This is a genomic window from Mycoplana dimorpha, from assembly GCF_003046475.1.
In the GTDB taxonomy this organism is placed as follows: domain Bacteria; phylum Pseudomonadota; class Alphaproteobacteria; order Rhizobiales; family Rhizobiaceae; genus Mycoplana; species Mycoplana dimorpha.
Genome location: NZ_PZZZ01000001.1, coordinates 386,981 through 399,863, shown reverse-complemented (window position 1 = coordinate 399,863; position 12,883 = coordinate 386,981). Strand labels below are relative to the sequence as shown.

Genomic DNA, 12,883 nt, shown 5'->3' with positions numbered 1-12,883 from the left:
TGTTTGTCCCGAAAGCGCGCATGCCTTCGGGCGCCAGGCATCAGCGCTGGAAGTTGACGACGGCGGCCGCGCCGGCGGCGTAGGCGTCCTGCACGGCTTCTCCCTCGCCCGCGCCCAATCCGGTCGCCACCACCGACACCCGGAAGGTGCCGGCCAGGTCCTGGTCGAAGATCGCGCCGACCACGATATTGGCATCGGGATGGACCTCGTCGCGGATGCGCGACGCCGCCTCGTCGACTTCGAACAGCGTCATGTCGGTGCCGCCGGAAATCGAGATCAGCACCCCTTGCGCGCCCTGCATGGAGGCCTCATCGAGCAGCGGGTTGGCGATCGCCGCTTCCGCGGCCTTGATCGCCCTGCCCTCGCCGGTGGCCTCGCCGGTGCCCATCATGGCCCGGCCCATGTCCTTCATCACCGCCCGGACGTCGGCGAAGTCGAGGTTGATCAGGCCTTCCTTGACGATCAGGTCGGTAATGCAGCTGACGCCGGAATAGAGCACCCGGTCGGCCATGACGAAGGCGTCGGCGAAGGTGGTGTTGGCGGTGGCGACCCGGAAGAGATTCTGGTTGGGAATGACGATGACCGTGTCGGCGCTCTCGCGCAGGCGAATGATGCCCTCGTCGGCCATCTGCATGCGGCGACGACCTTCGAAGCTGAAGGGCTTGGTGACGACGCCGACCGTCAGGATGCCGGCCTTGCGGGCGGCCTGGGCGATGACGGCGGCCGCCCCCGTGCCGGTGCCGCCGCCCATGCCGGCGGTCACGAAGCACATGTGCGTGCCGGAAAGGTGGTCCATGATCTCGTCGATCGATTCTTCCGCGGCGGCCCGGCCGATCTCCGGATGGGCGCCGGCGCCGAGTCCGCCGGTGATGGCGGTGCCGAGCTGGATGATCCGCGACGCCTTCGACATGGTCAGCGCCTGGGCATCGGTGTTGGCGACGACGAACTCGGCGCCCTGCAGGTTCTCGGTGATCATGTTGTTGACGGCGTTGCCGCCGCCGCCGCCGACGCCGATCACGGTGATCTTGGGTCGCATTTCGGCGATCTCGTGGACCCGGGCATTCGTCATGTTTCGTCTCCTCGTCGCATCTGGCAAGCATCCGCCCGGCAGACAGCCGCCGCCGCGAATCACCGCTTCTGCCTTCGTGGATAGTGGATAACAGATGTTCGCCGCAAACGAACGCCACCAAGTCTCCCAATCAGCAGTGCTGCCGATGCAAAAGAAACCGGGATTGTGACTTTCTGCCGGCAATTCGGCGGCGGTTCCGTGCATGCACAGGCACGTGCGCGCCTGTCGGCCACGCTTGTGCGCGACACGCGTGCCCCATCACGTCAGCCGAGCGCCGACGTCACTTCAACCCGAGCTTGCGAGCCTGCATCTCCTCGAAATGCCGTGCTTCCTGCTCGGTGGCGAAGCCCTATGCGCCGTGCTGTCGTCGGTGCGCACCGTCACGATCCATTTCCCGCTCTGCTGGACATCGTAACGGTCTTTTTCGGTCCGGTTCCGGTTTTCAATTGATTGCCTCCGAGCCCCGTCAAAAGCAGCCCTATGGTTGCGGACAGCGGTGGTCCGTGCAAGCTTTGCGCGGGCTGCGGCGGTAAATGTTTCGTGAGCCGCCGTGCCCGACACTGCTTCAAATCATCAATGCCATGGGAGAAAGCGGAGGATTCCGCGCGAGCGTATGCGGCGCAACTGCCGCTACCCGCCGATGTCGAGTTCGGGATAATGGCGGAATATTCCGTCCTGGTTGAAGGCCAGCCGCCTCGGCGAGGCAAGATATGCCGCAAGCTTCGGCCTGCGGCTGACCGAATGGTGAAGCTGTGCAATGCCCGGATAGCGCCCTTCATAACCGCTCATCGCTTTCGGAAAGGCGTACACCAGGCCTTCGATGACCTGGAACAGGGAAAGATCGACATACGTCGTCCCGCTGCCGACGAGATAGCCGCTGTGAGCCGGATTCTGCTGCAGCACCCGCTCGAAGTAGGTGAGAAATTTCGGCATGCGGTTCTTCAGAAACTCGGTCGAACGCGCCTTCGCCTCCGTCTTCTGCTGCTCGTAATATTTCGAGACGGCAATCGGATGGTGCGTGTCGTGTATCTCTGCCACGAGGTCGGTGATCGTCAGCTGGAGCCCGTTGGCATACCAGCGCAGCGCGTCTTCCCTTGGCGCAAGACCAAGTTTGGGACCAAGGTACATGAGGATGTTTGCCACGTGCGAAACGATCACGCCCTCATCCTTGATAAACGGCGGGGCGAAGGGAATGTCTCCCCTTGCCGTATCGCTCAAGAGGGCCAGCATCTCGCCGGTACCACGGGATGGCTCACGGGCGACGTCGATGTAGGATGCGCCGGCGTCTTCGAGCGCAAGCCGCACGAATTCCCCCCGCCCCTGAATCCCGTCCCAGTAAAAAAGCTCGTACGGCATCCGACCCTCGTCTCCGCGACAGATGGCAATATGGGAGATGTGCCACGGATTTGTGGCATCAGCAGGTCGTTTTGCAGTTCTAGACGAAGCCGGCCCGGGAGCGGATGTGGATGGCGGAGAAGAAGGGATTCGAACCCTCGATACCGTTCCCGGTATACTCCCTTAGCAGGGGAGCGCCTTCGACCACTCGGCCACCTCTCCGTCCACGCTGGGGCTGATAAAGAAAACGGGCGCCCTTATCAACTGGTTTCAGCTCCAGATGCGACTTTTTAACGGCTTCCCGGCCGGCGCTCGTTATTTCCGGCAGCTTCACCGCAGGTTTCACCCCGCTCGCGAGCAACCACCGGGATCGCTCTGCGGCGCCGCCGGTGGCGCCGCCCGAGTAGCAACACCGCTTCGACCGGTCACAGGTGCCCCGCCGGGCGTAGAGACGGAGCCCAATCTTCCGAATTGACTGCGGGTTCGGAATTGAGGCTTCATCCGACTGGGCGCCGTATAGCCTGGACATCCGCGCGTGCGATGGAGGGACCCATGCCGAATCATGATCCGGAGGCCCCGAGAGCCAGCCAGCTCGACGTCATTGCCATCGGCCACTCCTCGGTCGACCTCTACGGCCAGCAGATCGGAAGCCGTCTGGAGGACATCACCTCGTTTGCCAAGTCGGTCGGCGGCTGTCCCGCGAACATCGCGATCGGCACGGCGCGACTTGGGCTGAGATCGGGCCTGATAACGCGCGTGGGCGACGAGCAGATGGGTCGCTTCATCCGTGAGCAATGCGCCCGCGAAGGCGTGTCGACGGCGGGCATCGTCACCGACAGGGAGCGGCTGACGGCGCTGGTGCTGCTGGCGATCGAGGCCGAAGGCGTCTCGCCGATGATCTTCGTGCGCACCGACTGCGCCGACATGGCGCTCTCGGAGGACGACATCGACGCGGCATTCATCCGCTCGGCGCGCGCCGTGCTCGTGTCGGGCACGCATTTTTCGAGGGCCAACACGGAGGCTGCGCAGCGCAAGGCGATCCGCATCGCCCGCGAAAACGGCGGCAAGGTCATCTTCGACATCGACTACCGCCCCAACCTCTGGGGGCTGGCCGGCCACGCGGAAGGCTTCGAGCGCTACGTGAAGTCCGAGCGGGTCTCGGCGCTGATGAAATCGGTGCTGCCGGATTGCGACCTGATCGTCGGCACCGAAGAGGAGATCATGATCGCGGCGGGCGCCGACGACGTGCTGTCGTCGCTGAAGGCGATTCGCTCCGTTTCCAGCGCGACGATCGTGCTCAAGCGCGGCGCGATGGGCTGCATCGTCTATGACGGACCGATCAGCGACGATCTCGAGGACGGCATCGTCGGCCGGGGCTTTCCGATCGAGGTCTACAACGTGCTCGGCGCCGGCGACGCCTTCATGTCCGGCTTCCTGCGCGGCTGGCTCGCCGGCGAGGATCACGCAACGTCGGCGACGTGGGCCAACGCCTGCGGCGCCTTCGCCGTCTCCCGCCTGCTCTGCTCGCCCGAATATCCGACCTGGGCGGAACTGCAGTTCTTCCTCGAAAACGGCAGCAAGCACCGGGCGCTGCGCAAGGACGAGGCGATCAATCATATCCACTGGGCCACGACGCGCCGCAGCGAAATCCCGCTACTGATGGCGCTTGCCTGCGATCACCGCGCGCAATTCATCGAGATCGTCGACCGGCTCGGCGCGCCGCACGAACGCATTTCCGCCTTCAAGCGCCTGGCGGTGCAGGCCGCCGCGCGGGTCGCGGACGGGCGGCCGGGCTACGGCATGCTGATCGACGAGCGTTTCGGACGCGACGCCCTGTTCGATGCGGCGACCAAGAATTTTTGCTGGATCGGACGACCGGTGGAACTGCCCGGATCGAAGCCGCTGCGGTTCGAGTTCAGCCAGGACATCGGCTCGCAGCTCGCCGAATGGCCGATCGACCATTGCATCAAATGCCTGTGCTTCTATCATCCGGACGATCCGCCGGAGTTGAAGAGCGAGCAGCAGCAGAAGCTGCGCACGCTTTTCGAGGCCGCGCGACGGGTCGGCCGCGAGCTGCTGATCGAGGTGATCGCCGGCAAGAACGGCCCATTGAGCGACACGACAGTTTCGACGGCGCTGCAGGAATTTTATGATCTCGGCATCAAGCCGGACTGGTGGAAGCTCGAACCGCAAGCCTCGGCGGAAGCCTGGCAGAATATCGAGGCGGTGATCGCGAGGAACGATCCCTATTGCCGCGGCATCGTGCTCCTCGGCCTCGAGGCACCGAAGGCGGAATTGATCCGGGCCTTCGAGGCGACGAAAGCAGCGCCGAGCGTGAAGGGCTTTGCCGTGGGCAGGACGATCTTCGCCGAGGCGGCGCGGCAGTGGCTCGAAGGGAACATGACAGACGAGGCCGCGGTCGCCGACATGGCCAGGCGGTTCCGCGAATTGACTGAGGCGTGGCTCGGGACGCGCGCTGAATAGTGGAAAAATCCCCTCCCCGCCCCTCAAGGGGGATGGGCTGATTGGGCGCGCCGCCCCGCCCTGATGGGCACCGTTGCAGCATCGCTCCTGGGCTGCACGGTTGCGGGTTGGAATGCGGGTGCGGCAGATCAAGCCCTCCCCCTTGTGGGGAGGGGTTGGGGAGGGGAATATGGAGAATGCGGTGGGAGAAGGACAACCGCGGGAGGAACGAATGGCCAGGACGATCCGGCTGACGATGGCGCAGGCCGTGGCGCATTTCCTGAAGGCACAGAGGACGGTCGTCGACGGCAGGCAGGTGCCGATCTTCGCCGGCGTCTGGGCGATCTTCGGGCACGGCAACGTCGCCGGCATGGGCGAGGCGCTCTACCAGGTGCGCGAGGAATTGCCGACCTATCGCGCCCATAACGAGCAGGGCATGGCGCACGCAGCCGTCGCCTATGCCAAGGCGAGCTTTCGCCAGCGCTTCATGGCCTGCAGTACCTCGATCGGCCCCGGCGCACTCAACATGGTGACCGCCGCAGGCGTGGCACATGTCAACCGCCTCCCCGTTCTCTTTCTTCCCGGCGATGTCTTCGCCAACCGCATCCCCGATCCGGTGCTGCAGCAGGCCGAGGACTTCGGCGACGGCACCGTTTCCGTCAACGATGCCTTCCGCTCCGTCTCGCGCTACTTCGACCGCATCACCCGCCCCGAGCAGGTCATCCCGGCGCTGCGGCGCGCCATGCAGGTTCTCACCGATCCCGCCGATTGCGGTCCGGTGACGCTGTCGCTCTGCCAGGACGTCCAGGCCGAGGCCTACGACTACCCGGAAGGCCTGTTCGAGGAGAAGGTCTGGAGGGTGCGGCGGCCGCGGCCGGACGCCGACGAGCTTGCCGCGGCGATCGAGGCGATCCGCCAGGCCGAGCGGCCGCTGATCATCGCCGGCGGCGGCGTGCTCTATTCGCGCGCCACCGCCGAACTGAAGGCGTTCGCCGGCATGCACGGCGTGCCGATCGCCGTCACCCAGGCCGGCAAGTCGGCGATCCCCGACGACCATCCGCTCTGCATGGGCGCAATCGGTGTCACCGGCACGTCTGCCGCCAATGCCTTTGCCGAGGAGGCCGACCTCATCCTCGCGGTCGGCACGCGGCTGCAGGATTTCACCACCGGCTCCTGGGCGCTGTTCCGGAACGAGCGCGCCCGCATCGTCGGCCTCAACACCGCCGCCTTTGACGCCGCCAAGCACGACAGCCTGCCGCTCGTCTGCGATGCCCGCGACGGCCTGACGCTGCTATCGGAGGCGCTCGGCGGCTGGAAGGCGCCGGCGGCCGTCGAGGCGGCGGCGGCCAGGCGCAAGGCCGAATGGATGGCGGCCGTGAACCGTGCCATCGCCCCGAGCAACGCCGCCCTGCCCTCCGACGCCCAGGTGATCGGCGCGGTCCAGCGGGCGATCGGCGGCGAGAATTCCATCCTCGTCTGCGCCGCCGGCGGTCTGCCTGGCGAGTTGCACAAGCTCTGGCAGGCCGGCAAGCCGGGCAGCTACCACCTGGAATATGGCTTTTCCTGCATGGGCTACGAGATCGCCGGCGGGCTCGGCGTCAAGATGGCCCGCCCCGAGGCGGACGTGGTCGTGATGGTCGGCGACGGCTCCTACATGATGCTGAACTCGGAGCTCTCGACCTCGGTGATGCTCGGCAAGAAGCTGACCGTCGTCGTCCTCGACAATCGCGGCTTCGGCTGCATCAACCGGCTGCAGATGGCAACCGGCGGGGCGAACTTCAACAACCTGCTGAAGGACGCGCAGATCGAGACGATGCCGGACATCGACTTCCGGGCGCACGCCGAAAGCATGGGCGCCGTCGCGGTCAAGGTGTCGTCGATCGCCGACCTCGAAACGGCGCTTGCGCAGAGCAAGGACAACGACCGCACCTCGGTCATCGTCATCGACACCGACCCGCTGGCGACCACCGAAGCCGGCGGCCACTGGTGGGACGTCGCCGTGCCCGAGGTCAGCCCGCGTGGCGAGGTGAACGCGGCCCGCGAGAAGTACGACGCGGCGCGGAGGGCGCAGCGGTGACGCGTGCAAAGAAGGAACCCCCTCCCGCCCTGCCGGGCCTCCCCCCAAGGGGGAGGAAAGCGCGTGGCGCCGCCCCGGACACCCTCTTCTCCCCAGCGGGGACAAGTGCCGAGCGAAGCGAGGCGATGAGGGGGCTATCGCAAACGCCGAGGGATCGCCCCCCTCATCCGGCGCTTCGCGCCACCTTCTCCCCCGCTGGGGAGAAGAGGAAGCCGGGCGCCGCGTTTCTCCCTTCCGCGTGTGGGGAGGGTGCCCGGCAGGGCGGAAGGGGTATTAGACTTCACATGGTATGGGGAGAACGACCGACATGATCCGCTACGGCACCAACCCGATCGCCTGGAGCAATGACGACGACCGGACGATCGGTGCGCACCTGACGCTTGAGGACTGTCTTTCCGACTGCGAGGCGATCGGCTTCGACGGCATCGAGAAGGGCCACAAGATGCCCGACGACGGCGAAGCGCTGAAACGGGTTCTGGCGGCGCACAACCTCGTCTTCGTCTCCGGCTGGCACTCGCTGAACCTGCTTGCCCACGACGTCGAGGCCGAAAAACGGGCGATCCAGCCGCATCTCGACATGCTGAAGGTGAACGGCTGCAAGGTCTGCATCGTGTGCGAGACCTCCAATGCAATCCATGGCGACGATTCCAAGGCGCTGGCCGACAAGCCGGTGCTGCCGCACGGCGCATGGGAAAAATTCGGCGCCGATATTGAGGCGGTTGCCGAATATTGCGCCGAGCAAGGCATCGACCTCGTCTATCACCACCACATGGGAACGGTGGTGCAGACGGGCGAGGAGATCGACCGCCTCATGGCGAACACCGGACCCGCGACCAAGCTTCTTCTCGACACCGGCCACGCCTGGTTCGGCGGCTCGGACCCGGCCGAACTGGCGCGCAAGTACATGAACCGCGTCCGCCACATCCATGCCAAGAACGTGCGCCCGGCGATCCGCCGGCAAGTCGAGGGCGAGCGGCTGTCCTTCCTCGAGGGCGTGCGCCGCGGCGTCTTCACCGTGCCCGGCGACCCCGAAGGCGGCGTCGACTTCCTGCCGGTGCTGAAGTGCGCTGCCGAGCACGGTTATGACGGCTGGCTGGTGATCGAGGCCGAACAGGACCCCCTGGTGCGCAACCCGTTCGAATACCAGTCGATGGGGCTGCAGGCGCTGAAGGCATTCGCGAAGGAGGCGGGGCTGAATCGGAGATAACCTATCCCGGAAGCGATTGCCCCGGTCCAGGCCAAATTAGGAGAACCCCATGCCCAATCTGCTCATCAAGCCGAACGGCACTCATGGCCGGGTGACGCATGTGACGCCGGAGACTGCCGGCTGGAGCTATGTCGGCTTCGACCTGCACCGGATGAAGCCCGGCGAGATCGCTGCCGCCGAGACAGGGCGCCGCGAGGTGTGCCTCGTCTTCGTCAGCGGCAGGGGCACGGCGACGGCGGATGGCGAGAGTTTCGGCGTGCTCGGCGCCCGCATGAGCCCGTTCGAGGGCCCGCCGCACGCGCTCTACGTGCCGGCCGGTTCCAACTGGTCGGTGACGGCGGAGACCGAGCTGGAGCTCGCCGTCTGCTCGGCGCCGGGCGGCGGCGAGCACAAGGCCAAGGCGATCCCGCCTGGCACCCATCCGCAGATCGTCCGCGGCACGGGCAGCAATGTCCGCCATGTCACCAACATCATGCCGGAGGACGACGGTTCGGCGCATTCGCTGCTCGTCGTCGAGGTGATCACGCCGGAAGGACACACCTCCTCCTATCCGCCGCACAAGCACGACCGCGACGACCCGCCGAACGAAAGCATGCTCGAAGAGACCTATTACCACCGGCTCAATCCACCGCAGGGCTTTGCCTTCCAGCGCGTCTATACCGACGACCGCTCGCTCGACGAGGCGATGGCGGTGGAGGACGGCGACGTGACGCTGGTGCCGCGCGGCTATCATCCCTGCGCCACCTGCCACGGCTACGATCTCTACTACCTGAACGTCATGGCCGGACCGAAACGGGTGTGGAAGTTCCACAATGCCGAGGAGCATGAGTGGCTGCTGCAACGCCAGACCGACGAGGGCTCGGCCTGAGGCATCCGCTGGCATTGCGCGTAGCCCGTAGGCGATCAAACAGGGCCGATCTGCGCGCAGTGCTTGCGGGCTCTCATTCTGCCCACGCATGAAGCCATGCGGAAAGACGCAGAGTGCCAGCGCGGCCGCCGGGCCGGCCCCCTTCAAGTCGGTGCCGTCCTGATGTAGCACTCTTGCAACGACACGATTGCGAGAGGAAGCCCTGCGATGAGCGTACATCACAAAGCAACTCCGGAACTGGCCCGCGCGAAGATGGCCGCCTTTGACTGGGAAGACCCCTTCCTGCTCGAGGACCAGTTGACCGACGAGGAGCGGATGATCCGCGACGCGGCGCGCGCCTATTGCCAGGACAAGCTCGCCTCGCGCGTGCTCGAGGCCAACCGCCACGAGATCTTCCATCGCGAGATCATGACCGAGATGGGCGCCCTCGGCCTGCTCGGCCCGACCATCCCGGAGGAATTCGGCGGCGTCGGCGCCAACTACGTCTCCTACGGCCTCGTTGCCCGCGAGGTCGAGCGCGTCGATTCGGGCTATCGCTCGGCCATGTCGGTGCAGTCCTCGCTCGTCATGCACCCGATCTTCGCCTACGGCACCGACGAGCAGCGCCATCGCTACCTGCCGAAGCTCGCCTCCGGCGAATGGGTCGGCTGCTTCGGCCTGACCGAACCGGACCACGGCTCCGATCCTTCCTCCATGGTGACGAGGGCCAAGAAGGTTGACGGTGGCTACATGGTCTCCGGCGCCAAGAACTGGATCACCAACTCGCCGATCGCCGACATCGCCATCGTCTGGGCGAAGTCGGAAGCGCATGACGGCAAGATCAAGGGCTTCATCCTCGAGCGCGGCATGAAGGGCTTCGAGACGCCGAAGATCGAGGGCAAGTTCTCGCTGCGCGCCTCGATCACCGGCATGATCATGATGCAGGACGTGTTCGTTCCGGAAGAGAACCTGCTGCCGGAAGTCTCCGGCCTGGCCGGCCCGTTCGGCTGCCTCAACCGCGCCCGCTACGGCATCGCCTGGGGGGCGATGGGGGCTGCCGAGTTCTGCTGGCACGCCGCCCGCCAGTACACGCTCGACCGCAAGCAGTTCGGCAAGCCGCTCGCCCAGATGCAGCTGATCCAGAAGAAGCTCGCCGACATGCAGACGGAAATCGCGCTCGGCCTGCAGGGCGCCCTGCGCCTCGGCCGCCTGTTCGACGAGCACCGCGCACCGGCGGAGCTGATCTCGCTGATGAAGCGCAACAACTGCGGCAAGGCGCTCGACATTGCAAGGCAGTCGCGCGACATGCACGGCGGCAACGGCGTCTCCGACGAGTACGGCGTGATTCGCCACGTCATGAACCTGGAGGCGGTCAACACCTACGAGGGCACCCACGACGTGCACGCGCTGATCCTCGGCCGCGCCCAGACGGGCCTGCAGGCGTTCCAGTAAGGCCCTTTCGATACCGGACTGTTTGCGGCGCTTCGTTCGACGGAGCGCCGCTTTTCATTTGCGAGAGGGTGCGGCTCGGCGGTCGGACCTGCAGACCGCACTACCTAAATTTTTACAAGGCGCCTTCAGGTATTGCCAACACATCCCTGCAACACTCCGGCCATGGCATGATGCCCGGTTTCTGGAGAACCTCATGGTGGTGCTGGTAGACAAGCGGCAGAGCGGCGGCCTGTACGAACGCAAGTGGGAGCGTTTCAGGGTCAACCGCCAGGGCATGCTGACCTCGGTCGGGTTCGATCTCGCCTACCCGAAGGTCCGGACCTGCCAGCTGATCGACATTTCGCAGGGCGGCGCGAGTTTCTCCGTCAACACGACGATCGGCCTCGGCCTGCACTATTACCTCAGTGTCGTCGGCGTCATGGCCAAGGTCGGCTGCGCCGAGGTTTACCGCAACGGTCACCGCATCGGCGTGCAGTTCATCAAGGAGATCGACGCAGACCTGCTGCACGAGATCGTCCGCGCCGATTACTTCACCGGCGGCGTCGCCCGGCAGAAGCAAGCCCCCGCGCCCTATATGCGCGGGCCGCAGTTCGGCCTGCAGCGCTCCTGACGCTCGCGGCGGACGATCCGTCCCTTTCGTCGGATACCGCGCCGATCACAACGTAAGCCCGTTGCGGTCCCCGCATCATCTTTTCCGGCGCCCGATTTTGATTCCCGCTCTTATGCGCTAGTGTGCGGCGCCCGTGCCGGCGCGGCGTCATCGCTGCGGCCAGTCTCCCATCGCTGTTTCATCAAGGTACCCGCACACCATGTCCGGTTTTTCCCGCTTCACCCCACTCGTCAACGCCCTGCCCTCCACCATTCCCTTCGTCGGGCCGGAGGCGATCGAACGCCAGCGCGACGTCAGGGTGAAGGCGCGCATCGGCGCCAACGAGAGCGGCTTCGGCCCCGCGCCTTCGGTTCTCGAGGCGATCGGACGCACGGCGGGCGAGACCTGGATGTACAACGATCCGGAAAACTTCGAGCTGCGCGAGGCGCTGGCGCTCCATCACGGCGTTTCGCGCGACAACATCGCCATCGGCGGCGGCATCGACGGACTGCTCGGCGAGATCGTCCGGCTCGTCGTAGAACCGGGCACCCCGGTGGTGACCTCGCTCGGCGGCTATCCGACCTTCAACTATCATGTGAACGGCCATGGCGGGCGACTGGTGACGGTTCCCTATGTCGACGACCGTGAGGACCTCGAGGGGCTGCTGGAGGCCGCCAGGCGCGAGGACGCGCCGCTCGTCTATTTCGCCAATCCGGATAACCCGATGGGAAGCTGGTGGGACGCCGAAAGCATCGTCGCCTTTGCCCGCGCGCTTCCCGATCGCAGCCTGCTGATCCTCGACGAAGCATACTGCGAGACGGCGCCGGCCGGATCGACGCCATCGATGGATGCGCTGATCGGCCAGCCGAACGTGCTGCGGATGCGCACCTTCTCCAAGGCCTACGGGCTCGCCGGCGCGCGGGTCGGATACGCAATCGGCACGATCGGCAACGCGCAGGCCTTCGACAAGATCCGCAATCACTTCGGCATGGCGCGGATCTCGACCGCCGCGGCGCTTGCCGCCCTTCGGGATCAGGAATACCTGCGCGACGTCGTCGGCCGGATTGCCGCGGCGCGCGAGAGGGTCGCGGCGATTGCGACCGAGAACGGCCTGCGCCCCCTGCCCTCGGCCACGAACTTCGTTGCAATCGATTGCGGCCGCGACGGAACCCACGCGCGCGCCATCGTCGACGGGTTGATGGAGCACGGCGTGTTTATCCGCATGCCCGGCGCCGCGCCGCTGAACCGCTGCATTCGCGTGAGCGTCGGCCCGGAGGCGGAAATGGATTTGTTTGCACAGGCGCTGCCGAAGGTGTTGAGCGCGGTGCGGTAAGGAAGACGGCGGGGCGCAACCTTATTGCCCTACCGATCGGTCCAGCAGTCGAGGCCCGCGAAAGACAGCATAACGCAAAGCACTTGCAGCAGATCGCGTGAACGGCGGTTCACGCGATCTGCTTTAGGCCTTGTTGTCTGGTGGCGCGGCCGAACTCAATGCACGGTCATCCATTCGCGAGCCGCGCGGAGCGCCTGTGCCAGGTCGGCCTTGCTCATGGTCGCCGCGAGATCGGCGCGCAGTTCGGCCGCACGATCGCAACCCTTGATGGCGGCGATGTTGAGCCACTTGTGAGCGGCGACCAGGTCGACGGCGCATCCGCGCCCGGTCGCATACATCAGACCCATGTCGCAGAACGCGTCGGCGCGGGTCTCGCCGCCCGTCATGGCGGCCATTTCGGAATTCTGACTGTCGAAGCGTGCCATTGTCCCTGTCCCTGTCCTGTTCGTCTTTTCTGGTATCGCCCTGTTTTTGCGCCCCTTCGGAGCCCCACCGTCTTCTGCGGCGTTGG

At 65.8% G+C, this 12,883-nt stretch carries 10 protein-coding genes and 1 tRNA gene; 7 read left to right on the top strand and 4 right to left on the bottom strand.

Annotated features, from left to right (window positions below; translation table 11 throughout):
* Positions 1–40: 40 nt before the first annotated feature.
* The 3 genes from ftsZ to C7449_RS01840 form a co-directional block, all read right to left on the bottom strand.
* Complete coding sequence (gene ftsZ / locus C7449_RS01850) at positions 41–1,069, bottom strand: cell division protein FtsZ (protein ID WP_108001061.1); 1,029 nt, start codon at positions 1,067–1,069, stop codon at positions 41–43.
* 630 nt (positions 1,070–1,699) lie between these two features.
* Positions 1,700–2,425 (bottom strand): glutathione S-transferase, encoded by a 726-nt coding sequence (locus tag C7449_RS01845; protein ID WP_108001060.1) that lies wholly within the window; start codon positions 2,423–2,425, stop codon positions 1,700–1,702.
* Positions 2,426–2,536: 111 nt separating this feature from the next.
* Positions 2,537–2,626: transfer RNA gene (locus C7449_RS01840), tRNA-Ser, on the bottom strand.
* A 330-nt stretch (positions 2,627–2,956) separates the two neighbouring features.
* Between C7449_RS01840 and C7449_RS01835 the strand changes: the two genes are divergently transcribed.
* The 7 genes from C7449_RS01835 (at position 2,957) to C7449_RS01805 (ending at position 12,372) form a co-directional block, all read left to right on the top strand.
* Entirely contained in the window at positions 2,957–4,888 is a 1,932-nt protein-coding gene (locus C7449_RS01835; RefSeq protein WP_108001059.1) for a bifunctional 5-dehydro-2-deoxygluconokinase/5-dehydro-2-deoxyphosphogluconate aldolase, read from the top strand.
* A 211-nt stretch (positions 4,889–5,099) separates the two neighbouring features.
* On the top strand, positions 5,100–6,944 hold the full coding sequence (gene iolD, locus C7449_RS01830; RefSeq protein WP_108001058.1) for a 3D-(3,5/4)-trihydroxycyclohexane-1,2-dione acylhydrolase (decyclizing): 1,845 nt from the start codon (positions 5,100–5,102) through the stop codon (positions 6,942–6,944).
* 307 nt (positions 6,945–7,251) lie between these two features.
* Complete coding sequence (gene iolE / locus C7449_RS01825; RefSeq protein WP_108001057.1) at positions 7,252–8,151, top strand: myo-inosose-2 dehydratase; 900 nt, start codon at positions 7,252–7,254, stop codon at positions 8,149–8,151.
* A 49-nt stretch (positions 8,152–8,200) separates the two neighbouring features.
* Positions 8,201–9,019, top strand: coding sequence for a 5-deoxy-glucuronate isomerase (gene iolB / locus C7449_RS01820; protein WP_108001056.1), 819 nt, complete (start codon positions 8,201–8,203; stop codon positions 9,017–9,019).
* A 207-nt stretch (positions 9,020–9,226) separates the two neighbouring features.
* Positions 9,227–10,450, top strand: coding sequence for an acyl-CoA dehydrogenase (locus tag C7449_RS01815; protein ID WP_108001055.1), 1,224 nt, complete (start codon positions 9,227–9,229; stop codon positions 10,448–10,450).
* A gap of 193 nt (positions 10,451–10,643) precedes the next feature.
* The gene (locus C7449_RS01810; protein ID WP_108001054.1) at positions 10,644–11,060 is read left to right on the top strand and encodes a PilZ domain-containing protein; all 417 of its coding nucleotides are present in this window, start codon (positions 10,644–10,646) and stop codon (positions 11,058–11,060) included.
* A 199-nt stretch (positions 11,061–11,259) separates the two neighbouring features.
* Positions 11,260–12,372 carry a pyridoxal phosphate-dependent aminotransferase gene (locus C7449_RS01805; RefSeq protein ID WP_108001053.1) on the top strand — a complete coding sequence of 371 codons (1,113 nt, stop codon included), beginning with the start codon at positions 11,260–11,262 and terminating at the stop codon, positions 12,370–12,372.
* A gap of 155 nt (positions 12,373–12,527) precedes the next feature.
* Here the strand turns inward: C7449_RS01805 and C7449_RS01800 are convergent, their stop codons facing one another.
* A complete protein-coding gene (locus C7449_RS01800) occupies positions 12,528–12,797 on the bottom strand; it encodes a sel1 repeat family protein (protein ID WP_108001052.1) in 270 nt (89 codons plus the stop codon).
* Between the last annotated feature and the right edge of the window lie 86 nt (positions 12,798–12,883).

Excerpts from the sequence above, each read along its gene's own strand:
- ftsZ (WP_108001061.1), bottom strand. The coding sequence starts at position 1,069 with ATGACGAATGCCCGGGTCCACGAGATCGCCGAAATGCGACCCAAGATC.
- C7449_RS01845 (WP_108001060.1), bottom strand. The coding sequence starts at position 2,425 with ATGCCGTACGAGCTTTTTTACTGGGACGGGATTCAGGGGCGGGGGGAA.
- C7449_RS01835 (WP_108001059.1), top strand. The coding sequence starts at position 2,957 with ATGCCGAATCATGATCCGGAGGCCCCGAGAGCCAGCCAGCTCGACGTC.
- iolD (WP_108001058.1), top strand. The coding sequence starts at position 5,100 with ATGGCCAGGACGATCCGGCTGACGATGGCGCAGGCCGTGGCGCATTTC.
- iolE (WP_108001057.1), top strand. The coding sequence starts at position 7,252 with ATGATCCGCTACGGCACCAACCCGATCGCCTGGAGCAATGACGACGAC.
- iolB (WP_108001056.1), top strand. The coding sequence starts at position 8,201 with ATGCCCAATCTGCTCATCAAGCCGAACGGCACTCATGGCCGGGTGACG.
- C7449_RS01815 (WP_108001055.1), top strand. The coding sequence starts at position 9,227 with ATGAGCGTACATCACAAAGCAACTCCGGAACTGGCCCGCGCGAAGATG.
- C7449_RS01810 (WP_108001054.1), top strand. The coding sequence starts at position 10,644 with ATGGTGGTGCTGGTAGACAAGCGGCAGAGCGGCGGCCTGTACGAACGC.
- C7449_RS01805 (WP_108001053.1), top strand. The coding sequence starts at position 11,260 with ATGTCCGGTTTTTCCCGCTTCACCCCACTCGTCAACGCCCTGCCCTCC.
- C7449_RS01800 (WP_108001052.1), bottom strand. The coding sequence starts at position 12,797 with ATGGCACGCTTCGACAGTCAGAATTCCGAAATGGCCGCCATGACGGGC.